17 protein-coding genes, 1 tRNA gene and 1 riboswitch are annotated in these 22059 nt (G+C 61.2%); of the genes, 2 read left to right on the top strand and 16 right to left on the bottom strand.

Going from position 1 to position 22059, the window contains the following annotated elements; all coding sequences use genetic code 11:
* Positions 1 to 67: 67 nt before the first annotated feature.
* The 12 genes from BLR16_RS06020 to BLR16_RS05965 all read right to left on the bottom strand — a co-directional run bounded on the left by BLR16_RS06020 (position 68) and on the right by BLR16_RS05965 (position 15916).
* Positions 68 to 141: transfer RNA gene (locus BLR16_RS06020), tRNA-Gly, on the bottom strand.
* Between the two features lie 158 nt (positions 142 to 299).
* Positions 300 to 1181 carry an alpha/beta fold hydrolase gene (locus BLR16_RS06015; RefSeq protein ID WP_074804946.1) on the bottom strand — a complete coding sequence of 294 codons (882 nt, stop codon included), beginning with the start codon at positions 1179 to 1181 and terminating at the stop codon, positions 300 to 302.
* Between the two features lie 126 nt (positions 1182 to 1307).
* Complete coding sequence (locus BLR16_RS06010; RefSeq protein WP_044308880.1) at positions 1308 to 2000, bottom strand: pseudouridine synthase; 693 nt, start codon at positions 1998 to 2000, stop codon at positions 1308 to 1310.
* A 35-nt stretch (positions 2001 to 2035) separates the two neighbouring features.
* The gene (locus tag BLR16_RS06005) at positions 2036 to 2272 is read right to left on the bottom strand and encodes a cysteine-rich CWC family protein (protein WP_074804943.1); all 237 of its coding nucleotides are present in this window, start codon (positions 2270 to 2272) and stop codon (positions 2036 to 2038) included.
* A 41-nt stretch (positions 2273 to 2313) separates the two neighbouring features.
* A complete protein-coding gene (locus BLR16_RS06000; RefSeq protein WP_074804940.1) occupies positions 2314 to 5649 on the bottom strand; it encodes a dermonecrotic toxin domain-containing protein in 3336 nt (1111 codons plus the stop codon).
* 130 nt (positions 5650 to 5779) lie between these two features.
* Complete coding sequence (gene atzF, locus BLR16_RS05995; protein ID WP_092194163.1) at positions 5780 to 7597, bottom strand: allophanate hydrolase; 1818 nt, start codon at positions 7595 to 7597, stop codon at positions 5780 to 5782.
* A 35-nt stretch (positions 7598 to 7632) separates the two neighbouring features.
* Positions 7633 to 11766 carry a 5-oxoprolinase/urea amidolyase family protein gene (locus BLR16_RS05990; RefSeq protein ID WP_074804935.1) on the bottom strand — a complete coding sequence of 1378 codons (4134 nt, stop codon included), beginning with the start codon at positions 11764 to 11766 and terminating at the stop codon, positions 7633 to 7635.
* 109 nt (positions 11767 to 11875) lie between these two features.
* Positions 11876 to 12493 (bottom strand): urea amidolyase associated protein UAAP2, encoded by a 618-nt coding sequence (locus BLR16_RS05985; RefSeq protein ID WP_002554928.1) that lies wholly within the window; start codon positions 12491 to 12493, stop codon positions 11876 to 11878.
* Positions 12494 to 12504: 11 nt separating this feature from the next.
* Entirely contained in the window at positions 12505 to 13230 is a 726-nt protein-coding gene (locus BLR16_RS05980) for an urea amidolyase associated protein UAAP1 (protein ID WP_074804933.1), read from the bottom strand.
* A complete protein-coding gene (locus tag BLR16_RS05975; protein ID WP_003431337.1) occupies positions 13227 to 14009 on the bottom strand; it encodes an ABC transporter ATP-binding protein in 783 nt (260 codons plus the stop codon). Before BLR16_RS05975 ends, BLR16_RS05980 begins: the two co-directional genes overlap by 4 nt.
* Positions 14006 to 14821: an ABC transporter permease gene (locus BLR16_RS05970; RefSeq protein WP_003431335.1), complete on the bottom strand. Its 816-nt coding sequence runs from the start codon at positions 14819 to 14821 to the stop codon at positions 14006 to 14008. Before BLR16_RS05970 ends, BLR16_RS05975 begins: the two co-directional genes overlap by 4 nt.
* Before the next feature lie 27 nt (positions 14822 to 14848).
* Positions 14849 to 15916 carry a putative urea ABC transporter substrate-binding protein gene (locus BLR16_RS05965; protein WP_003363752.1) on the bottom strand — a complete coding sequence of 356 codons (1068 nt, stop codon included), beginning with the start codon at positions 15914 to 15916 and terminating at the stop codon, positions 14849 to 14851.
* A 63-nt stretch (positions 15917 to 15979) separates the two neighbouring features.
* Positions 15980 to 16082, bottom strand: a riboswitch (guanidine-I (ykkC/yxkD leader).
* A 394-nt stretch (positions 16083 to 16476) separates the two neighbouring features.
* On the opposite strand from BLR16_RS05965, the gene BLR16_RS05955 reads away from it, so the two are divergent.
* Positions 16477 to 16938 carry a hypothetical protein gene (locus tag BLR16_RS05955; protein WP_072366732.1) on the top strand — a complete coding sequence of 154 codons (462 nt, stop codon included), beginning with the start codon at positions 16477 to 16479 and terminating at the stop codon, positions 16936 to 16938.
* Between the two features lie 194 nt (positions 16939 to 17132).
* Positions 17133 to 17825 carry a uracil-DNA glycosylase gene (gene ung / locus BLR16_RS05950; RefSeq protein ID WP_058396686.1) on the top strand — a complete coding sequence of 231 codons (693 nt, stop codon included), beginning with the start codon at positions 17133 to 17135 and terminating at the stop codon, positions 17823 to 17825.
* A gap of 24 nt (positions 17826 to 17849) precedes the next feature.
* On the opposite strand, the gene BLR16_RS05945 is transcribed toward ung, so the two are convergent.
* The 4 genes from BLR16_RS05945 to BLR16_RS05930 all read right to left on the bottom strand — a co-directional run bounded on the left by BLR16_RS05945 (position 17850) and on the right by BLR16_RS05930 (position 21897).
* Positions 17850 to 18884 (bottom strand): AbrB family transcriptional regulator, encoded by a 1035-nt coding sequence (locus BLR16_RS05945; RefSeq protein ID WP_074804926.1) that lies wholly within the window; start codon positions 18882 to 18884, stop codon positions 17850 to 17852.
* Complete coding sequence (locus tag BLR16_RS05940) at positions 18877 to 20391, bottom strand: tripartite tricarboxylate transporter permease (protein WP_003363746.1); 1515 nt, start codon at positions 20389 to 20391, stop codon at positions 18877 to 18879. Before BLR16_RS05940 ends, BLR16_RS05945 begins: the two co-directional genes overlap by 8 nt.
* Before the next feature lies 1 nt (position 20392).
* Positions 20393 to 20851, bottom strand: coding sequence for a tripartite tricarboxylate transporter TctB family protein (locus BLR16_RS05935; protein ID WP_060708208.1), 459 nt, complete (start codon positions 20849 to 20851; stop codon positions 20393 to 20395).
* A gap of 62 nt (positions 20852 to 20913) precedes the next feature.
* Positions 20914 to 21897 (bottom strand): Bug family tripartite tricarboxylate transporter substrate binding protein, encoded by a 984-nt coding sequence (locus BLR16_RS05930; RefSeq protein WP_170846027.1) that lies wholly within the window; start codon positions 21895 to 21897, stop codon positions 20914 to 20916.
* Between the last annotated feature and the right edge of the window lie 162 nt (positions 21898 to 22059).

Below are 22059 nucleotides of genomic sequence, written 5' to 3'. Positions count from 1 at the left end.
GGGGAGTTTTGAACGGCAAGGGGGAGGAATTTCAGGAGTGCAGAGCAGATTTTGTGAAAGACTGAAATGGAGCGGGTAGAGGGAATCGAACCCTCAACTAAAGCTTGGGAAGCTTTCGTTTTACCACTAAACTATACCCGCTCTGAGAGCTGCTCTGAGCGGCTGACTTTGTACCAGAACCCTGCCCTGATTTGAAGCGCTAATTTCACTGCGCAGCGCTTTGCCTCCTGATACTCACCCCGAAAACCAACCGCCAGATGATACTGCTGCGCAACTGACGGTGGCTTCGTGTGCGGTTTTCAGAAGGTCAGGGACGGGTAGTCCTGAGCGCGGTTATGGGTGCTGCGTGACTCCTGTCGCGGTTGCAGGAAGTTCATCAGCACCTGTTTCGAGTCACGGCAGGCGGCCTTGTGTTCCATGTCCAGAAAGTGGCCGGTAGCGTCGATGGTGCTGAAGCAGCAGTCGCGCAGGTATCTGGAGAAGTGGACGGCGTCGTTTGCGCAGGTGTATTCGTCCAGGGCTCCGTTGATGAACAGCACGGGGACGGTGATGTTCTTGCCTGCGGTCAGGTAATTGTCCGGGTCGAGCTCCAGGACCTGGCTGAAGTGGTAATGCATCTGGTCATACTCGTGAGCATCCAGGCTGCTGATATGACGGAAATTGAAGCGCTTGAACAACGCAGGCAGATGCTTGCCGACGGTGTTGTTGATCAAGTGGCCCATGTCATAACGGCTATGCGCGCCCAGGTGCGTGATGCCGTGACACAGGTAGTCATGCATCTTCTCGTTGATCACTGGGGAGAACGAACTGATTACCGCGCTTTCGATGCGTTTTGGCCGATGCGCCAAGGCAACCAGCGTGGCCGCTCCGCCCCATGAGAACGACAGCACGTGCTCGGCGTTGAAGTGATCGATCAGTTCCAGCAACAACTGGCCTTCTTCTTCCCGGGTCAGTGGCGCGCCATGCAGGTTGTGCGGTTTGGATTTGCCTGAATAGGGCTGGTCGTAAAGCACCACGTTGAAGGTCGGGTAGAGGTTGCGGACGGTCTGGGTAAATGAAGCGGTGGTGGCCAATGAGCCGTTGACCAGAATGATGGTCTTGGCGGCGGCATCGGTGCGATAGAGTTCGGTATAAACCCGAAACTGTCCTTGTATGTCGAGCACTGCTTTTTCTGGCGACATAGGTGTCACTCCTGGCGTAGACAGGTATGCGTACCTATGACGTTGCACAAGTTTCGTGACAGACAGGCGATAGTCGATCAAAAGCCTGTGCCGATCCGACCAGCGTTTGTCAGGCGGCCATGACGTTCAAAACAGGTCGATTTCCCCGACGTTAAGCGCGCGGTAGCTGCCGGGGGGCAGGTCGTGGTCCAGCGCCAGCGCGCCGATGTTTTCCCGATGCAGGCGCAACACTTTGTTGTCGAAGTGGCCGAACATTCGTTTCACCTGATGATAGCGGCCTTCGACAATGCTCAGGCGCGCACTGCGCGGCCCCAACAAGGTCAATTGCGCCGGCTGTGTGGTGATGTTCTCGAATGCGAAATACAGGCCTTCGGCAAACTTCGCGGCGTAGCGCTCGTCGATCGGTTGCTCGGTCTCGACGTAATACACCTTGGGCATTTTGGTCTGTGGCTGAGTCAGTCGTCGCGACCATTGACCATCGTTGGTTATCAGCATCAGGCCGGTGGTGTTGAAGTCAAGCCGTCCGGCGATGTGCAGTTCGTGCTTGTCAGGCTCGTCCAGCAAGTCGAGCACGGTCGGATGCTGCGCATCGCTCGTCGCGCTGACACAGCCTTCGGGCTTGTGCAGCATGAAGTAGCGGGCAGCTTTGCCTGCCTGGAGGATTTCTTCGTCAAGCGCCACACAACTGAATTCGCGTACTTCGTGATGCGGGTCGCGGGTTGCCTGGCCGTCTACCTGCACTCGTCCGCTGGCCAGCGCCAGGCGCACTTGTTGACGATTGAAGCGTGGCAGGTTGCTGAGGAAACGATCAAGGCGCATGGCGATAACAGCGAGCGGAGTATGGGGTGCGCATCTTACTCTGTGGCCCGGCGTGCCTGTGGACCTGGCGCTGCATCTTCGATCCCGGCGCAGCGCGGGCACAGACAGGCCTTGTCGCGAAGGTTATCCGGCAGCGCTGCCAGCAATGCAGGGTCGATGCTTTGCGAAAAGCACCAGCAGGGCTGGTCCACGGTACGCGGATCGGCCAGGCTGCATTGGTTGCTGAAGCCGCACAAGGGGCACAGCGCGGTGTCAGGGGAGACCGTTGTCATGTCGGAGGTAAGTGCCGTGCTGGATGATCGGGGTGTTTGGTTCAGGCCATATTAGCAATCACCGAGCTCGCTGTCGGGGCATGATAGACGGGTGAACGGTTCATCAGCGCCGATATCGCCGCACACCGGCAGTGCACCAGCAATATTCTGTCGTAATGGATGCCTTGAATGGATAGGCTTTCGAACAGGTCGGCCAGCGATGGTGGGGGCATGCCAAAGCGATTGCGTACTGTCAGAACATCCATCGGCGTCGGCGGCAACCAGCCGCGCAAGGGCGACGCCCGCGAGTTGCCCACCACGCTTGCGATCTCGTCATAACTCTCGCTGGTCGTCGTCTGAAACTTGGACAGGCTGTAGTTCTTCAGTCTGCCGGGCAGCGAAGTGCCTGCTATCAGCTTGTTGGTGAGAAGCAGGGGTTCAAGCGGCGTGCGCTGCATCACGCTGTGCACTGCCGTGTTGGAACGTGCGAATGGCCGGGCATCCTTGTTGACGACCCGATGCAGTTTCGGGTCCACCAGTTCGTAGCCATGCGGCGCGTAGGTGCGAATCTCGGTGCCATTGGGGATCTTCACGGTTCGGGACCACGGCGTGTAGTACCCGTGGCTGCTGACCACCAGAGTGCGCGCCTGACCTCTGTCCGACGTCCATAAAAGGAACCTTCTTCCCAGCTTCCAGGCATGGACCTGCAACAGGTTTGACGAGACGGCAGTGCTGACAGTCCAGCGTTTGAGCAGGGCGTCGGTGTGAAAGAACTTCTCCAGCCGGGTCTGGCGCGGTGTGACAAACTGCCTGCGCAACGGTCGTGTGCCGAACGCCCGGTCGAGCGTAATCGCTACGGTTTGGGAACTGCTCACGGCAGGTTTTACGATTCGGCTCAGTGAGCGCAGCATTCTTGGCGTGTGCGGAGCCAGTTGCAGCAAGCCCAGCGTTAGCGTGGCCAGCAGCGCCTGGTTTTTCTCTGCGTAACGGCTGCCCGGCAGATGCGTTGCGGTAATAGCCAGCGAGGTGATGCCAATCTCTGTCGCCAGGGAGGCGACAAGCGCAGGTGTCAGCAACAATGACATCGGCACCAGCAGCCGCTGTAATTGCTGAAGCCGGTCGGTCCAGTCCGCCAGTGTTACCTGCGTCGACGTGACGATCTGATCCTCTGCGTCATCCAGTGCGTTCTGCTTGAGCAGTTGGTGCAGAAAAGCGAATGGCGTGTCTTCCAGCCTTTTTTCACACAACGACTGGCTCATGGCCTGGCGCGTGTCAGGGTTGTAAAGCGCATCGGTCCAGGGGCGAAGGATGGAAACGGGCGGGTTGGGCACCTGTGTCCCGGCCCATAATTTGAGCAGGTAGTCCAGGCGCTGGTGATGGCGGCGGGGAACATAGCGCATGACCGTCTCACGCCATTCTGGATTGGCTGCTGCCCGGTTCAGATGCAGCTTCAGCGTCGTGTCATCTGCAAACTCGATGAACGCATCGGCATGTCCTGCCTGATAAAGCACGTTCGGCAAGCCCGGCTGCTCAAGTACCAGCAGGCCGGTGTATTGCTCCTGCATGCCGTCGGTCAACGCGCCTTGAACGAAAAAACCGAGTGACCGCCATTGATCGGGCGCAGCCGGCGCAAGGGTTTCCACGAGCAGATCGAAGGTGCCGCGCGTGAGGCTGCCGCGCTTCAGGCTGATCAGCGCCTGGCTGATGAACGTGGTTCTGAACGCCTGTTCTATGGGGGCTCTCTGCTGATCCCAGAAGTCGTGGATGCGCTGAGTCATCCAGGTCAGAAAGTCGAAAGCTCTGATGTAGTCCTCGATTGCCTGCGGGCTGATCTCCAGTACCTGACCCTGCTCACTGTCGCCCTGTCCGGTGGGGTCGAAAAAGACCACGGTACCGCCGCCGTGATCGTTGTAGCCAGCAGGATGATCGACTCGATAATTGCTCATCAGCGCCTCGCTCAGGCTGATCGGCCTCGGGTCGGGCGTGTGCACATACGTAGGCGGCAACCGGGGGTTGCCTAAGGGGTTGCTCGAATAGCCAGGTTGATAAGCAATGAACACCTGCTCGGGGTTGAGCGTCAGCGCGTGGTTTTCCTGCAGATAGTTCGCCATGACCTGGTCGGCCATTTTCGACGCAACCGGGATCTGCTCCAAAATGCTCGGCTGTGTCTGCCACAGGTCGGCTGCACCTGCCAGCGCCAGGCCGCGAGCGACTGGCCTGAGCAGGTCGAGCGTGCTGCGCGTGTGGCTGTCGGCAAGAAGCCCGGCGAAAGAAGCCTGGGTCAGTGCGCTGAACAGGTCGCCTTCGATCAGTGGCGCCTCGACAACGATGCCGGCGTGCTGCTCAAGCGAAAGAAATACCTGGCCGTAGAGCCCTGAGGCGTTCATGGCCGTCAACAGCCGCTTGCTCATCTGGCGTGGATCATCGCTGATGTATTCGATGACGTTACCCTTGGCACCCAGAATGTGAATGAAACAGTGCGACGTGGTTTTCGAGCTGATCTGAAATATCCCCGGCACCTGTTTGCCATTCAGCGTCAGGACCCGGACCTCGGATTTTTCACCTCGTCCGCTCATGCTGATCGTGTCGGTGTCGACGGGAGACCGGTCAAGTCCCATGGCGTCCCGCGCCAGCCAATAACCGTCCCGGCTGATATGCCTGTGGTTGAGCTGCCGAGCCAGGTTGTCAAGGAACGCCAGCCGCGACAAGGTGCGCCAGGTCGCCTCATGGCGGGCTCTGAACGCCTCCAGTACGGCGTTGTAATTGCGTTTGAGCGGCAGCTCGCCGATCAGCTTGAACATTCGCGCCGTGGTCAGCGCTGGCGTGTCTTCGCACAGTGAAAAGTCGGCAAGGGTGCTACGAGACAGCGCCTGGAAATGCGCAGGGTCGAAGCTGGCCAGCGCTACATCGGTCAGCGACAGGCTGACGCTGTAATGCTCGTGTCCATTGTCGTCCACAGCAGGTCGGTCATCATCGCTGAAGGTGATTTGCAGTACGTCCGGGTCGAGTGCCTTGCCGCTCTGCTGCCTGAGCAGCGTGGTCAGGTGCTGGCGAACGTAATCCTGTCGGGTCGGTGGAAAGTCCATGTCCAGTTGGCAGGCTTTCAGGAGCAATGTCGAGTCGGCAATCAGCCGGAACCCTGCGCTGCTACGCATGGCTCTGAGTTGACGTTCGATGTGTGGCGCGGCATCTTCCGGCTCGCTTTCTTCGGCTATCGCAGGCAACGGCGTCGGTTCGGGCGCTGAAAAGCCGTCTGGCAGGATAAACGGCGCCGACGCGTTCAACGTGTCGTGCCTGCTATTGCTGTGCTCGGGGCGCAGAATGCTGGTTTGTTCCAGCAGCAAAGAGGACGGGTGAAACAGTGTGTCCTGACGAAGCGGACTCCAGATGGGATTCATGACGTGCGGTCAAAATGAGTGAATGCCCATTATTTCGGGAAGCGCGATGTGGAAGGTCATAACTATGTAGTGCGACTGCTCGTCACGTTGAAAGAGCGAGGCGGCACGTCTGAGCATGCCGCCTTTATGCTTAATGCTGTTGCTGCACGTGCGCGCGCCAGCCACCGAGAGGGCTGATGTCGCGGGCACCCTCCAGACCATAGGCTTCGCAGATGAAACCGGTCTCCCAGCGACCGTCGGCCAATTGCACTTTGCCCAGCCCGAGCGGTGCCGGAATGCCGGTCAGAAACGACCCCAACTCGATACTTGGCAACTCCCAGACCTCCACGTCGATGGCTACGCCGTGTTCGGCCACCCGCACCATGCCAGGCCGGAAGGGCGGACCACCGGCCAGCGCATACAACCGATAGTCGGCCGAGCTTTGCGTGGTTTCCAGCAGGCGGGCCCCGCGTTGCCTGAGTTGCCAGTTCAAGGCCAGCCCGTCCAGATGGGCACCGCAGACCACCAGCCGCGCCATATCGTTGCGCGCAGTGGTCTGCGGCACAGTCAGCCGAGGTGATTCGCCGCCAATCAAGGGCAGGGCGGTTTGCCGCTGCAAGGCGTCGGCCAGACTGAGCAGGTACTGATCGGTGAATGCCCGTCCGAACAACGTCACGCCCCACGGCAGACCGTTGCCCATGAAAGCGCTGGGCACGGCGACGGCGGCGTAATCGAGCAGGTTGACGAAGTTCGTGTAGTAACCCAGCTCCGAATTGCGCAACACCGGCTCGGCCGCCAGCTCTGCCAATGTCACCGGGCGGCCGATGCTTGGCGTCACCACGCACTCCAGCCTTTCAAGTGCCCGATCGCACGCTGCCTTGAGCACTTGCAGGCGGTATTGCGCGCGAAACGTATCGACTCCACTGACCTGGGGAGCCTTGGCCAGCACGTCGCGGATCACCGGCAATACCGCGTCAGGGTGTTCTTCCATTAACTGCCCGGCGACGCTGTAGCGTTCGGCCACCCACGGCCCCTCGTACAACAACCGCGCCGCTTCGAGAAACGGTGACAGGTCCACCGTGACCGCTTCGCCACCCAGCGCGGTAAGGTGGTCGATGGCAGCGTTGAACAGCCTCGGCCCTTCGGTACAGCCGAAGAACTGCAGGTCCTCGGCGCGGGGTACTCCGAAGCGAAACGGGCGAGGTGCGCCAAAAGCCGAGGCGTCGTTCCACAGCGGGTTGCGACGACTGTACTCGTCGCGCGGATCAAATGTGGCGATCAGCGCCAATAGCTCGCTGGCTTCCCGTGCTGTGGCGGTGAAGGTCGAGACACAATCCTGCGTGCGGCATGCGGGCACCACGCCTGCCGTGGAAATCAGCCCCTTGCTGGCTTTCATCCCCACCAGGTTGTTCAGGGCCGCAGGCACCCGGCCCGAGCCCGCCGTATCGGTGCCCAGCGAGAAACTGCTGACGCCCAGTGCCACGGCCAGCGACGAGCCGGCGCTCGAGCCGCCGGACGGGTACTCGTTCAACACGCTGTTGGGACAGGCACCATAGGGCGAGCGGCTGCCGTTCAAGCCCGTGGCGAACTGGTCCAGATTGGTCTTGCCCATGGGCACTGCGCCCAGCGCGATCAGTTGCGTGACGACGCTTGCCGAGTGTTCGGGTGTGTAGGCATAGTCCGGGCAGGCCGCGGTGGTTGGAATGGCCGCCAGATCAATATTGTCCTTGATCGCGAAGGGCACGCCGAACAGCGGCAGGTCTCTGGGATCACGATCGTCCAACGCGGCCAGGTAAGGCTCGAGTTCAGCTGCGCTGAGCAGGTGGATGAACAGGTGATAATCGCTGTTCAGCCGTGCGGCCTTTTCGCGCAGCGCCAAAATCAGCTGGCGCGGTGATATCCGGCCTGACTGGTAGGCCGCGCGGACGGTGTCCAGGCGCAGGTCATTGGGCAGTGCTGTGTCGTTCATGACGGGATTCCCTCGAAAGTAAAAAGTCGGTCGATTCAGTCGGCGGCCAGCACCACGACCCGTTGCCCTGCGCGTACGGCCGAGCCGGGTTGCACCCTGACGTCCTGCACCACGCCGGCGATCGGGGCGAGCAGGGGGATTTCCATTTTCATCGACTCCAGAATCACCAGCACATCGCCCGCTTCCACGTGGTCGCCCGGTTGCACCTGGACTTGCCAGAGATTGCCGGCGATGTGGCTGTCGACGCCTTGCTGGCCGGTTTGCAGAGGCTGTTCTTCAGTGTTCGACGCCACGCCTTCATCGCTCTCAAAATCGGCCTGCCCGTTGGCGATCCAGCGTTCGCGCTCGGCGTTGAAGGCGGCGTTTTGCTGGGCGCGGAATGCCGTAATACCTTCGGCTTCGCGGCTCAGGAAGGCCTGGTAGTCAGCCAGATTCAGGGTGCTGTGTTCGATGTTCAGGGCGAAGCGACCCAGCGGGAAGTCGCGGCGGATACGCAACAGTTCGTCGGCGCTGACCGGGTAGAAACGGATCTGATCGAAGAAGCGCAACAGCCATGGTTTGCCCTCGAAGGCGGCGACGTCGCGATAGCGATTCCACATCTGCAGCGTGCGGCCGACGAACTGATAACCGCCGGGGCCTTCCATGCCGTACACGCACATGTAGGCACCGCCGATGCCCACCGAATTCTCGGCGGTCCAGGTGCGTGCCGGGTTGTACTTGGTAGTGACCAGCCGGTGCCGCGGATCCAGTGGCGTGGCCACCGGTGCGCCGAGGTAGACATCGCCCAGCCCCATGACCAGATAACTGGCGTCGAACACCGTGCGCTGTACTTCATCGAGGTTGGGCAGATCATTGATGCGGCGGATGAACTCCAGGTTGCTCGGGCACCAGGGGGCGTCCTTGCGCACGGTGGTCATGTATTTTTCGATGGCCAGTTGGCAGGCCGGGTCATCCCAGGACAGTGGCAGATGGACGATGCGCGAGGCCACTTGCAGGTCTTTCGCGGCGCACACGGCATCCCATTCCCCGGCGACGATGTCGAGCAGTTGCCGAAGCGGCAGTTGCTCGGGGCGGTAATGGACTTGCAGTGAGCGAATGCCCGGCGTCAGATCGATCACCCCCGCCAGCGCCTTGGCCTCCAGTGCAAGCATCAAGGCATGGCCGCGCAGACGCAGCACCAGATCCAGCTCCGGCGCCCCGATTTCCAGGAGCAGATGGGTATCGCCGGACAGGCGCGCAACCAGGCGTTTATCGTCCTGACCGATATCGAGAATGACCGGGGAGGGCAGATCCTCTATGCGGACAACTTCGCTTTCACAGGAGTTTGCGGTGCCTTGTGGGAGCGAGCTTGCTCGCGAAGAGGTCGGTACAGCCGATGTATTTTCTGGGTCAGGAATATAGCCTTCGCGAGCAAGCTCGCTCCCACGGGAGTTTGCGATGCCTTGTGGGAGCGACCTTGCTCGCGAAGAGGGCGTTGCAGTCGATGGATTTACTGCGTCTGGAATATAGCCTTCGCGAACAAGTTCGCTCCTACGGGAGTTTGCGGTGCTCTGTGGGAGCGAGCTTGCTCGCGAAGAGGTCGGTACAGCCGATGTATTTTCTGGGTCAGGAATATAGCCTTCGCGAACAAGTTCGCTCCTACGGGAGTTTGTGGTGCTCTGTGGGGGCGAGCTTGCTCGCGAAGAGGGCGTTGCAGTCGATGGATTTTCTGGGTCAGGAATATAGCCTTCGCGAACAAGCTCGCTTCTACGGGAGTTTGTGGTGCCTTGTGGGAGCGAGCTTGCTCGCGAAGAGGTCGGTACAGTCGATGGGTTTTCTGCGTCTGGAATATAGCCTTCGCGAGCAAGCTCGCTCCCACGGGTGTTTTTCCAGTGAGATGTTGAGTTCATCGCTGCATGACACGCCTCGACACTCACCGGATGAAACCGGACCTTGTCGCCAGCCTTCAATTGCCCTAGCTGCCACAGGTCCGCTTCGATGATGGTCACCGGGCACACGAATCCGCCCAGGCTGGGTCCATCCGGGCCCAGGATTACCGGCATGTCGCCGGTGAAATCCACCGCGCCGATCGCATAGGGGTTGTCGTGAATGTTGGACGGGTGCAACCCCGCCTCGCCACCATCTGCACGCACCCATTCGGGTTTGGGGCCGATCAGACGTACGCCGGTGCGGCTGGAGTTGAAATGCACTTCCCAGTCGGTCGCAAAAAACCTCTCGATGTACGCTTCGGTGAAGTATTCCGGGGCCGCATGCGGGCCGTAAATGACCCTCATCCGGCGGATATCTGTCAGCGCTTCAAGGGCTTCATCGGCAATCCGTTGTCCCGCACTGCGTTCCACCAGAGGCGCGATGTGCAGCACATCGCCGGCCCTCAGCGCGCGACCTCCGTGACCGCCGAACTGGCCGAGGGTAAAGGTACTTTTGCTGCCCAGATAATCCGGCACGTCGAGCCCACCGCGCACGCACAGGTAGCTGCGTACACCGGCACCTGCGATGGTGCCCAGCGACAACGTCGACCCGGCGTGCACCAGAAGCGCGGTGTTCATGGCACAGGATTGGCCATCGACGGTGATCGGGATATGCGCACCGGTCACTGCGACCACCGCATCGGTGTTGAAACGCAATAATGGCCCGCTCATGGTGATTTCCAGCGCGGCGCATCCTTCCGGGTTGCCCAGCAGGCCATTGCCCTGGCGCAACGCGCGGCTGTCCATCGGACCGGATGGCGGTACGCCGACCGCCCAGTAGCCCAGTCGTCCCGGATAATCCTGAACGCTGGTCTGCGTGCCGCCGCTCAACACCTCGAAGGTGTCAGCGTGATACACCAGATCTTCCAGGCAGCGGGTCCACGGCTGGCCACTGGCGAACGGCGCGTCGGCAATGATCTGGCGCAGATAGTCGCGATTGGTTTCCACACCGTACAGACGCGTTTCGTTCAGCGCGTCGATCAGTCCGGCGCTGGCGTCCTCGCGGGTCGGTGCCCAACGGATCAGCTTGGCGATCATCGGGTCGAAGTACGGCGGTATCTCGCAGCCGGCCTCGACCCAAGTGTCGATACGTAGCGTCCGGCCATCGGCAGGGGGGAAATCAGCCGCAGTCAGCAAGCCAGGGCAGGGCTGAAAGTCACGCCCCGGATCTTCCGCGTACAGCCGCGCCTGAATCGCATGGCCAACCGGTTTCAGGCCGGCCTGCAACTGATCCAGCGGCGGTAGATCACCGGCAGCCAGTTGCACCATCCAGCTGACCAGATCCACGCCCCAGACCTGCTCGGTGACGCCGTGCTCGACCTGCAGGCGTGTGTTCACTTCCAGAAAATAGAAGCGCTGATCGTCACTGTCGAAGACGAACTCGACCGTCCCGGCGCTGCGATAATTGACTGCCCTGGCGAGTTTGACAGCCGCTGCGCAGAGTTCTGCGGCCATGCCGTGCGGCAGGTTCGGGGCCGGGGTTTCTTCCAGTACTTTCTGATTGCGCCGCTGTACCGAGCAGTCGCGAACGCCGAGCGCCAGCACCTCGCCCTGGCCGTCACCGAACACCTGTACTTCCAGATGGCGCGCGCGCTGGATGTATTTCTCGATGAACACACCCGCGTCGCTGAAATTGTTCTGGCCAAGGCGCTTCACCGCCTCGAACGAGTCGGCCAGTTCTTCAGCGCTGCGGCACACTCGCATGCCGATCCCGCCACCGCCTGCAGTGCTCTTGAGCATGACCGGATAGCCGATGGTACGGGCCGCCGCGATGGCTGATTCAAGGCTGTCGAGCAGTTCGGTGCCTTCGAGCATGGGCACGCCATGCTGTCTGGCCAGTGCGCGAGCAGTGTGCTTGAGGCCGAATACGCGCAGTTGCTCGGGCGTTGGCCCGACGAAGGCGATACAGGCGTCTTCGCAGGCTTGAGCGAACGCGGCGTTTTCGGAGAGGAACCCGTAGCCGGGATGAATGGCTTTGGCGCCGCTGGCTTTGGCAATGGCGAGGATCTTGTCCACCGCCAGATAGGTTCCGGCTGCGCCACCTTCGCCCAGGCTGTGGGCTTCGTCGGCCTGCATCAGGTGCAGGCTGGCAGCGTCGGCTTCGGAATACACCGCCACGCCCTTGACCTGCAAGGTACGCAGGGTCCGCAGGATGCGGCAGGCAATGGCGCCACGGTTGGCGATCAGCAGTTTGTCGAACATGGCATAACCCCGGAAACCCAGTCGCGCTCGGTTTCGTGATGGGAAGCGGGCCGTCCCGCTATTGATCAATCTACGCAACGGTCGTCCGTTGCTGAGGGCAGGTGCCGGGTCAGTCGCGAATCAACAGCTGCGCAGGCGTCGGGTTGTAGCCATTGCAGGGGTTGTTGAGCTGCGGACAGTTGGAAATCAGCACGATCACGTCCATTTCAGCGCGCAGCTCGACGTATTTGCCGGGCGCGGAAATACCGTCTTCGAAGGTCAGGCCGCCTTCGGCTGTCACCGGTACGTTCATGAAAAAATTGATGTTCGGACCGATGTCGGCCTTGCTCAGGCGGCCGTCATGCACACAGGCGCGCAGGTAGTTGTCGCGGCAGCTGTGCATGTAGCGCTTTTCCAGAGCGTAGCGCACGGTGTTGCTCTCTTGCGCGCACGCGCCACCGAGTGTGTCGTGGCGACCGCAGGTGTCATCGACAATGGTCAGCATCGGCTGGCCGAGGTTGGAAAACAGCACGCTGCCGGTGGTCAGGTACACGCTGTTCTGGCGGCGCAGGGTGCGCTGCACATCGTAGCGCTCACGCGGGTTGCTCAGGCTGAAAAACAGCGTGTCGACGGCCTGGTTGCCTTGCAGATCGAGGATGCGCACGGTCTGCCCGGCCTTGACTTCGGCCAGGAACGGCTCGCCTGCCGGTATGGTTGCGTCGCAGCAAAGGTGAGTGTGTGAATTCATGACAGGGCTCCTCAGGCGAACAGGCGGTCGGTGTTGATGAAGCCGCGCTCGTTTTCCGGGCGCGATGTACGGCAGTGCTCGGCAACGCTGGCGTCGGCCTTCATCCAGCTGAGCTTGAGCGGTTGCGGGGCATATTCCGGGTTGGGGTCCATCGGGTGTTGCAGCGCGGTCAGTACCACCAGCGTGTCCATTGGTGCGTAGAGTTCGATGTAGTCACCGGCCTTGGAGTTGTTCGGCGCGAAATGCAGCGCTCCCGCTTCGTCGACATCGACGCGGCTGAACAGGTTGAGGGTCATCAGCAGGTCGGACAGCCCCAGCCCCCATTTGCCCAGCTCGACCAGCAGGTTGTCGACGCCGTTTCGAAAGAAGCCGTTGCGCAATTCCTGATAACGGCCTTGGCCGTATTTTTCAGCGACTTCCTGCGCATTGAGCACGCCGCCGATGCTGTCGCTCCAGCCGCAGGTGTCAGTGACGATGGCCGCCAGCACTCGGCCCATGTCCGAATACAGGCAATGACCGTTGCTCAGGCGAGCGGTGTGCTGGCATTTGAGGCTGTCGGGCAGGTTCAGCCGCTCGGTTTTTTCGTGGGCGTTGAGCAGGGTCAGGCTGACGTTGGCGTTGCCGTGCAGGTCGGTCAGGCGCAGCAATTCACCGCGCTTGAGGACGAACGAACGATGGCCGCCACCGGGCAGCAGTTCTTCGGCGAAAACCGGATAAAGCGTGGTTGAGTCAGTCATTGAACGGGCTCCTCTGAAACGTTGAGCAGCGAATCGATGGCGGCGCGCTCGGCGCGGCGTTCGCTGTTGAGGGGGATGTCGTAAGTGATGCGCGCGCCATAGGCTCCGGGCGCGTGCGGGTCGTGGCGCACCTTGTCGAATACCAGCAGGCGGGTGCCGAGGTTGAAGCCTTCGGACAGGTCGTGAGTGACCATGAACACGGTCAGTTTGGTTTCGCGCCACAGGTCCAGCAGCAGGTGATGCATGTCCTTGCGGATACCGGGGTCGAGCGCGCCGAACGGCTCGTCCAGCAGCAGGACGCGGGGTTTCATGATCAGCGCCTGGGCAATCGCCAGTCGCTGTTGCATGCCGCCGGACAATTGCGTCGGGTACTTGTCCAGCGCATGCCCCAGGCCGACCTTGCCGAGCAACTGTGCGGCGTGCTCGCGCGCCTCGTTTTTTGCCTGGCCGAACAGACGGCCGAGCCAGGGCGAGCGGGGCAGCTCCAGACCCAGTGCCACGTTGTCGAGCACCGACAGGTGCGGGAATACCGAATAGCGCTGAAACACCACGCCTCGGCTGGCATCCGGCTCATTGCGCAGCGCCGTCCCGTCCAGCGTGATCAGACCGCGACTGGGGGTTTCCTGACCCAGCAACAGGCGCAGAAAGGTCGATTTACCGCAGCCCGACGCACCGACCAGCGTGCAGAATTCGCCTTCGGCCACGTCCAGGTTGAGGCCCTCGAGCACCACCTGGTCGGCGTATTGCTGCCAGACATTGCGCACACTGATAAAGCTCATGCCCGCGCTCCTTCGTACCAGGGAAAGGCACGTCGGGTCAGGGCCTTCAGACCCCAGTCCATCAGCCAGGCGAGCAGGGTGATCCACACCACATAGGGCAGAATCACGTCCATCGCCAGATAGCGCCGCACCAGGAAGATCCGGTAGCCCAGACCGTCAGTCGAGGCAATCGCCTCGGCGGCGATCAGGAACAGCCACGCCGAACCCAGCACCAGGCGCAAAGCGATCAACAGGCGTGGCAGCAATTGCGGCAGGATCACCCGCAGGATCAGTGTCCAGGTCGAGGCGCCGAGGGTTTGCGCCTTGATCAGCAGTTCGACCGGGATTTCACGGGCTCGCTGTTCCAGATCACGGGCCAGAATCGGTGTGATACCGATCACGATCAGCACCACCTTCGACAACTCGCCCAGACCGAACACGATGAACAGAATCGGCAGAATGGCCAGCGGCGGCACCATCGACAGTACCGTCAGCAAGGGCGACAGCGTTGCGCCGCACAACGGCAGGATGCCCGCTGCGATGCCCAGACACAGACCCAACAGCGCGCTGATCCCCAAGCCGATGGCCAGGCGTTGCAGGCTCGATGCGCTGTCCTGCCACAGCAGGTAGTCACCGCTGCGCGGGTCGGCAACGAACGCCATGCGCTTGACCGCATCGGCCATCTGTACCGCGCTGGGCAGCAGTTTGTCGCTGGGGTTTTCCGCAAGCCGGGTGGCCGAGCCCATGAAATAGGCGAACAGCAACAGGGCGAACGGCAGGATCACCAGTATCAGGCGACCGGCACGATCCGGATGGCGGTTTATCAAACGCATGGCAATGACCTTTCTACTGAACGTGATTTACAGCTTGCCGTCGACGGCCATCTGCACGTAGCTGGGGTCAAAGTGCAGCTTGAGATTGCCCTTGTCGCCGAGCATCACGCCATTGGCGAACGACATGCCGACGGCATCGGCATCGCGTGCGCCTTCGCCGAGCAAACCGTGGGCGAACGAGAAGTCAGCCACCTTGCGCTGGGTGTCCGGCAGCTGTTTGCTGGTCGCGAACTCAAGGGCTTCCTTGGGCGTGGCAAACAGCTTGGTGGTGTCCAGTTGCGCCTGGAAGCCGGCCAGATCGGTCCCCGATGCCTTGGCCATGTGTTCCAGCGCAGCCTTGCTCTGAGCGTTTTTGGCGTTCATCAGCGCGACCACTTCAAACCAGGCGCCAGTCAGGGCCTTGCCCAGAGCCGGGTTGTCTTTCAAGGTCTGAGTGTTGACGACCATCATGTCCATGATCTCGCCAGGAATCTGGCTGGAGTTGAACACTTCGGTGACGCCGGGCCTGGCCTTGATGTCCGAAAGCATCGGGTTCCAGGTGGTGACCGCCTGTACATCGTCAGTATTGAAGGCTGCCGAGATATCGGCATCCGAGGTATTGACCACCTTGAGGTCTTTTTCACTGAGCTTGACGCTGTCCAGCGCTCGGGCCAGCAGGTAGTGGGAGACCGACAGTTCGACCAGATTGACGTCCATGCCTTTCAGATCGGCGACTTTCTTGCCTTCGCCCTTGAGCACGATGCCGTCATTGCCATTGGAGAAGTCGCTGACGATCAGTGCCGTGCTTTCCACGCCACCTGCGGCCGGGATGGTCAGGGCGTCCATGTTGGTCATGGTGCAGCCATCGAACTGGCCGGCGGTATACTGATTGATGGATTCGACGTAGTCGTTGAGCTGGGTGACATCGATCTTGATGCCGTACTTTTTCGCCCACTTGTCGACGATGCCCTGGCTACCTGCGTATTCCCACGGCATCCAGCCTGCGTAGATGGTCCAGCAGACGTTGAAGTGATCTTTCTGGGCGGCATTCGCCGAGAGGCTCAACGCAGCAAGCAGGCCTGCCGTCAGCAGGCCGAAGAGACGAGACTTTTGCATGTTGAGAAATCTCCAGTAGTGAAAAAAGGCGGCCAGGAGCAACGTGACACCACTGGTGTCCCTGTCTCCCGGGCTTTTGTCCCGCCGTGTAACCTCTACTGGAGGTCGCCAACTCTCGGACCAGCCACTTGCCTGGCGGCAAGCCGGAACCCTAGTCGGCTATTGCAAATTGTGGTGCCGCGAACCTGTGTTGACTCCTGCACACCCATCATCAAGCGAGAGTTGTGCCAACTTGTGCCGCGCCTTGTTTTTCAAGGGCCGGGCGAGTCGTCTTCGGTCATCTGTCGCAGGAGTCGCCTTGTGCTGGTGCGAGGGCGCACCGTGATGAGGCAGCGGTGGGTGAAATGTTTTGTAGCATCTTTGTAGAACGTTGAAATACGCCTTCAGGCCTTGGTTGCAGAGCCTTTGCGAGACAGTGACGGGCCATTCATAGCCAGGCCTCGACGCTGCCCCAAGGCACTAGAGTGCCTTTTCGATGTCAGATAATTCGTCCGCCAACCGCTTTGACGGACGCCGACCAGCGTCGCTGGATTGGCCCAATCGCGGTCCAGGAGGCCGCCATGTATCGAAGACCCTTGCTTATCACGTTGCTGACCCTTTTCCTTTCCGGTTGCTACGCAGGTCCCGGTTACTACGAATCCGATGTGTACACGCAGCCGACTGTCGTTGGCGGCGCCTACGCGTATGACAATGGCTACCGCTCTACCTACTACCAGGAGCGACGCATCTATGTGGCGCCTCAACCGCGCTATTACACCCAGCCTCGCTACTACGCCCCGGCACCCCGCTATTACGCGCCACCGCCCCCGCCGCGCTACTACCAGCCGGGACGTCCACCGGGTTATGGCTGGAGAAACGATGGCTTTCGCGGCAATGGCGGTTTCGGCCGCAATGACGGCTTCGGACGCAACGACGGCTTCCGTGGCGACCGAGGCTGGGACGATCATGGTGGGCGTGGCGGACGAGATGGCCGTGATCATGGAAGAGGCGGGCGCGGCGATGGTCGTGGCGGGCATCGATAGCTGAAGTCTGCGCGCTCACTGTCATGCCAACGCAGCAAACTGACTGCTGCGAACTGACCAGCGTGCCGATGCCCCGCGTCGGCACGCTCTTCTTTAGGCTCTGCGTCCGATCTTGAGGGCGCATGTCGCAACCGGCATTGACTTTGCGGCCCGGCTTTCCTAGTGTCCGCGCATTGTTTTTACCGGATGTAACCATGACTAGCGACGACCGCATCAAGCTTGAGCCCAGCTGGAAAAACGCCCTGCGTGACGAATTCGAACAACCCTACATGGCTCAATTGCGCGAGTTTCTGCGTCATGAGCACGCGGCCGGCAAGGAAATCTATCCGCCCGGGCCACTGATCTTCAATGCGTTGAACTCCACGCCGCTGGATAACGTGAAAGTGGTCATCCTTGGCCAGGACCCGTATCACGGACCGAATCAGGCGCATGGCCTGTGCTTCTCGGTGCAGCCGGGTGTGCCGACGCCGCCATCGCTGGTCAACATCTACAAAGAGCTGAAACGCGACCTGAACATCGATATTCCGAACCACGGTTGCCTGCAATCCTGGGCTGATCAGGGCGTTTTGTTGCTGAATACCACCCTCACTGTCGAGCGCGCCAACGCGGCTTCCCATGCAGGAAAAGGCTGGCAGCACTTCACCGACCGGATCATTCAAGTGGTCAGCGAGCACCAGCCGCATCTGGTGTTCCTGCTGTGGGGCGCTCATGCGCAGAGCAAGCAGAAACTGGTCGATGCGACCAAGCATCTGGTGCTGACCTCCGTCCATCCGTCGCCGTTGTCAGCCTACAAAGGCTTCCTGGGCAATGGACACTTCGGACGGGCCAACAAGTACCTTGAGCAAAACGGCATCGCGCCGATCGACTGGCGCTTGCCTGCGCTTTGATTTGAGAGGATTCCAGCGACCTGTTCAGTCAGCGAGCCGTTTGCTCCAGCGCCGGTACAACGGCTCGGCAAGAAACAGCACGAACAGCAGGCGCATGACCTGCATGGCCGTGACCAGCGGCACCGACAGTTGCAGCACTTCGGCGGTCAGGCTCATCTCTGCGATGCCGCCGGGCATCATGCCCAGCGTCAGTGAACGCAGGTCCAGGTGGGTGAGGGCGCTCAGCGCCAGTGCCGCCAGCGCGGCGATCAGCATGGTCAAGGCAGTGCCCAGCAGCGTGCGCGCGAGGAACGATGGCGCACGCCGAAAGAACTCTCGATTGAAATGACAACCCAGCCCGCTGCCGATCAGCAACTGACCGAGCTGACTGGCACCGCTGGGCAGGCCGATTTTCAAATCCCAGACCACGCTCGCCACGGCACTGAGCAACAGCGGGCCGAACAGCCAGGGATTGGGCTGTTTGAGGCGTTGCCACAGCCAGGCCAGCGCAGCCCCGAGCGGCAGCAGAACGGCCAGCCAGCGCCAGTCCACGATGCTGGCATGCAAGGCGGGTGCGCCATCACCCAGCAGGTATTTGAAGATCGCCGGCACGCACAGTACTACGGCAAGTACCCGCAGACTTTGCGCGGCAGCGACACTGCTCAGCGTTGCACCGTTACGTGCGCCAAGGTTGACCATCTCCCCGGAACCGCCCGGCATGCTGGAGAAGAACGCGGTAGGGCGATCCTCTCCGGTACGCAGCATCAGCCACACGCCGACCAGGCACGACAGACTGGTGACCAGGGCTCCGATGAAAATCAGCCCGAAATGCGCCAGTACCTGTTCGATGACTACCGGCGTGAAGTGCAGGCCGATGCCGATCCCGATGATCAACTGACCGAACTTGCGACCGCCGGGAATCTGCGCCAGTTGCCAGGGTGTCAGGCAGCGCACCAGAATGATTGCCAGCAACGAGCCCACCATCCATGGCAACGGCCAGCCGACCTGGCTGGCGAGGTAGCCGCCCAGCAGGCCGACCAGCGGCGTTGCCCACCATTGGCGCAGAGACGAATCAGCCATGCGCCGCAGCGGCCTGCTGTCTGGCGCGCTTGCGCCAGATGCGCAGCAGCGGGAAAAGCAGCATGAACACGGTTACCACCCAGACCCCGAGAGTGATCGGGCTGGACCAGAGGATCCCCAGTTCGCCGTTGGAGATCGACAGGGCGCGACGCAGGTTCTGCTCCATCAGACCGCCAAGGATGAACCCGAGCAGGATCGGCGACAGCGGGAAGTCCAGCTTGCGCAGGATGTAGCCGAAGATACCGATACCGACCATCAGGAACAGGTCGAACGTGGTGGCGTGCACCGCATACACACCGATGCCGGTGATGATCGCAATCACCGGGACCAGCGCCCAGTTCGGCACGGCAAGGATGCGCGTGAAGAGGCGAATCATCGGGATGTTGAGGATCACCAGCATGATGTTGGCGATGAACAACGACGCGATAAGGCCCCAGACGATGTCCGGCTGCTGTTGAAAAAGCATCGGGCCGGGCGTGATGTTGTACAGCGACAAGGCGCCGATCATTACCGCCGTGGTGCCTGAACCCGGCACGCCCAGCGTCAGCATCGGCACCAGGGCGCCGCAGGCCGTTGCGCCGATGGCCGTCTCGGGTGCGGCCAGGCCACGCATGTCGCCCTGGCCGAACTTGCCGCTGGCGCCGGCGATGCGTTTTTCCGTCATGTAAGCGACCGCGCTGGCCAGCGTCGCACCGGCGCCAGGCAATACGCCAAGGATGAACCCCAGCAGACCGCAGCGAATGTTCACCACGAACACGGCAGCGGCTTCCTTGACGTTGAACATCATGCGCCCGGTGGCCTTGACGGCCTCCTGACCGCGATGGGTCTTCTCCAGCAGCAAAAGGATTTCGCTGATCGAAAACAGGCCCAGCACCAGCACCACGAACTGAATGCCATCGGTGAGGTGAATATTGTCGCCCGTGAAACGGTATACCCCGCTGTTGGCATCGATACCTACTGCAGACAGGAACAGCCCGATCAGCGCGGCAATGAACGTCTTCAACGGCCGGTCACCGGCCATCCCGCCCAGACAGACGATCGCGAAGACCATCAGCACGAAGTATTCCGCCGGGCCGAAGGCAATCGCCCATTTGGCGAGCAGGGGCGCGAACAGCACCATGCCGCAGGTGGCGATGAACGCGCCGATGAACGAACTCCATGCCGAGAGCGACAGTGCAACGCCAGCCAGGCCCTGGCGGGCCATCGGGTAGCCGTCCAGGGTGGTCATCACGGTGGACGCTTCACCCGGGATGTTCAGCAGGATCGAGCTGATACGCCCGCCGTATTCGCAGCCCAGGTAGACGGCTGCCAGCAGAATCAGCGCCGATTCGGGCGGCAGGCCCAGTGCGAAAGCGATAGGGATCAGCAGCGCCACACCGTTGATCGGTCCAAGCCCCGGCAGCAGGCCGACGACAGTACCGATCAATGTTCCGCACAGCGCCGTGATCAGGTTGTAAGGCGTCAGGGCGACACCGAAGCCCTGGCCCAGATAACCGAAAGTATCCATTTTAATTCTCCAGAACGCTGAGCAGGCCCAAAGGCAGGGGGACGTCCATGGCCTTGTCGAACAGCATGTACAGGCCGACGCTCATCAGAATCACCACCACCACGCTCGGCAGCCAGCGGCCGCCATACAGGCGCGCCATGGGAATGCCGATCAGAATGCTGCTGAGGATGAAGCCCAGCGGTTCGAACAGCCCCGCGAATATCAGCAGCAGGACGATGCACACGCCGATCTTGATCAGGGTCTCGCGATCCAGCTCCGGGTCTTCTTCGGTGTGCACGATGGGCGTGGGTCTGATCAGCAGGTACAGCAGGGCGACGCTCATCAGCCCGAGCATCAGCAGCGGGAAGGCGCGTGGTCCGACCGGTTCATAGGAAAAAGGTGCCTGATAAGGCCAGGCCATGAGGGCCAGGCCTGCGCATGCCAGTAATAGCAGGCCAGCGAAGATGCGTTGTATGACCATGAGAAGCTCCTGAGTCGCGCCCCTGCAGCGGGCGCAACTGAATGTCAGTCAATTGAATTCAATTACTGAATCAGGCCGAATTCCTTGGCCATCAACTTGTAGTCGGCGACCTGCTTCTTGACGTAGGTGTCCAGTTCCGCGCCGGTCATGGCAAACGGGAACAGCTCGCGCTGGTCGCGCAGTTTGGCGAAGTCCTCGGAAGCCAGGATCTTGTCGAACGAGGCTTTCCACCAGTTGTAGTCTTCGTCGCTGACCTTCGGCCCGAGGTAGAAGCCACGTACCACCGGCCAGACGATGTCGTAGCCCTGTTCCTTGGCGGTGGGGATGTCTTTCATTTCAGGTTCGTCGATACGCTTTTCGGCGAACACCGCTAGCAGGCGCATATCGCCGCTCAGAATGTGCGGCATGGAGTCGGAAATATCGGTACTGCCCACCTGGATGTGGCCGCCGAGCAGCGCGGTGGCGATTTCACCGCCGCCTTCGAGTGCCACGTAGCGCAGTGCGCGCGGGTTGATGCCTGCGGCCTTGGCGATCAATGCGGTCTGCATCCAGTCCTGGCTGCCCACGGTGCCGCCTGAGCCGATCACGACTTTGCTCGGGTCGGCTTTCAGCGCCTGGACCAGATCGTCGAGATTCTTGTAGGGCGAGTCGCTCTTCACTGCGATGGCGCCATAGCTGGTGCCCACGGCGGCGAGCCAGCGCACTGCGTTCTCATCGAAACGACCGAATTTGCCCTGCGCCAGATTGAGCAGCGAACCGCTGGACCACGCGACCAGTGTGCCGGCATCGGCGGGGCGCTGCGCAACGACGGCGTTGTAGGCCACCGCGCCGACACCGCCTGGCATGTAGGTGACGCGCATCGGCGAGGTCAGAATCTTCTCGTTGATCAGCGCGCTCTGCACCAGTTTGCAGGTCAGGTCGAATCCGCCACCTGGCGAGGCAGGGGCAATGCATTCCGGACGTTTGGGTTCGGCAAGCAACTGGCTGGCAATCAGCATGCACCCAGCGGTAGCGGCTATGTGGCGCAGGGAAAATTTCATGTTCAGTCTCCAGGGATATTGTTGTTCTTGGCAGAGAGAAGCTGTTCACCATGCGCTTTTGTCACGCGCACGGGAAAACCTGTGTGCTGTGTCACAGGGGCGGGCGTTTGCGCTGAAGTGGTGTTTTGAAGCAGGTGGCGTGAGGAGCGCGCAGAGCAATCCTCGACG

This window comes from Pseudomonas sp. BS3767 (assembly GCF_900099665.1).
GTDB classification, from domain to species: Bacteria; Pseudomonadota; Gammaproteobacteria; order Pseudomonadales; family Pseudomonadaceae; genus Aquipseudomonas; species Aquipseudomonas cerasi.
Note: the sequence above shows the minus strand (reverse complement) of the source record. Positions and strands in the feature narration are given on the sequence as shown.

Excerpts from the sequence above, each read along its gene's own strand:
- BLR16_RS06005 (WP_074804943.1), bottom strand. The coding sequence starts at position 2,272 with ATGACAACGGTCTCCCCTGACACCGCGCTGTGCCCCTTGTGCGGCTTC.
- BLR16_RS05975 (WP_003431337.1), bottom strand. The coding sequence starts at position 14,009 with ATGAGCTTTATCAGTGTGCGCAATGTCTGGCAGCAATACGCCGACCAG.
- BLR16_RS05985 (WP_002554928.1), bottom strand. The coding sequence starts at position 12,493 with ATGAATTCACACACTCACCTTTGCTGCGACGCAACCATACCGGCAGGC.
- BLR16_RS05940 (WP_003363746.1), bottom strand. The coding sequence starts at position 20,391 with ATGGATACTTTCGGTTATCTGGGCCAGGGCTTCGGTGTCGCCCTGACG.
- atzF (WP_092194163.1), bottom strand. The coding sequence starts at position 7,597 with ATGAACGACACAGCACTGCCCAATGACCTGCGCCTGGACACCGTCCGC.
- BLR16_RS05980 (WP_074804933.1), bottom strand. The coding sequence starts at position 13,230 with ATGACTGACTCAACCACGCTTTATCCGGTTTTCGCCGAAGAACTGCTG.
- BLR16_RS05935 (WP_060708208.1), bottom strand. The coding sequence starts at position 20,851 with ATGGTCATACAACGCATCTTCGCTGGCCTGCTATTACTGGCATGCGCA.
- BLR16_RS05990 (WP_074804935.1), bottom strand. The coding sequence starts at position 11,766 with ATGTTCGACAAACTGCTGATCGCCAACCGTGGCGCCATTGCCTGCCGC.
- BLR16_RS05955 (WP_072366732.1), top strand. The coding sequence starts at position 16,477 with ATGTATCGAAGACCCTTGCTTATCACGTTGCTGACCCTTTTCCTTTCC.
- BLR16_RS05970 (WP_003431335.1), bottom strand. The coding sequence starts at position 14,821 with ATGCGTTTGATAAACCGCCATCCGGATCGTGCCGGTCGCCTGATACTG.
- BLR16_RS05965 (WP_003363752.1), bottom strand. The coding sequence starts at position 15,916 with ATGCAAAAGTCTCGTCTCTTCGGCCTGCTGACGGCAGGCCTGCTTGCT.
- BLR16_RS06015 (WP_074804946.1), bottom strand. The coding sequence starts at position 1,181 with ATGTCGCCAGAAAAAGCAGTGCTCGACATACAAGGACAGTTTCGGGTT.
- ung (WP_058396686.1), top strand. The coding sequence starts at position 17,133 with ATGACTAGCGACGACCGCATCAAGCTTGAGCCCAGCTGGAAAAACGCC.
- BLR16_RS06000 (WP_074804940.1), bottom strand. The coding sequence starts at position 5,649 with ATGAATCCCATCTGGAGTCCGCTTCGTCAGGACACACTGTTTCACCCG.
- BLR16_RS06010 (WP_044308880.1), bottom strand. The coding sequence starts at position 2,000 with ATGCGCCTTGATCGTTTCCTCAGCAACCTGCCACGCTTCAATCGTCAA.
- BLR16_RS05945 (WP_074804926.1), bottom strand. The coding sequence starts at position 18,884 with ATGGCTGATTCGTCTCTGCGCCAATGGTGGGCAACGCCGCTGGTCGGC.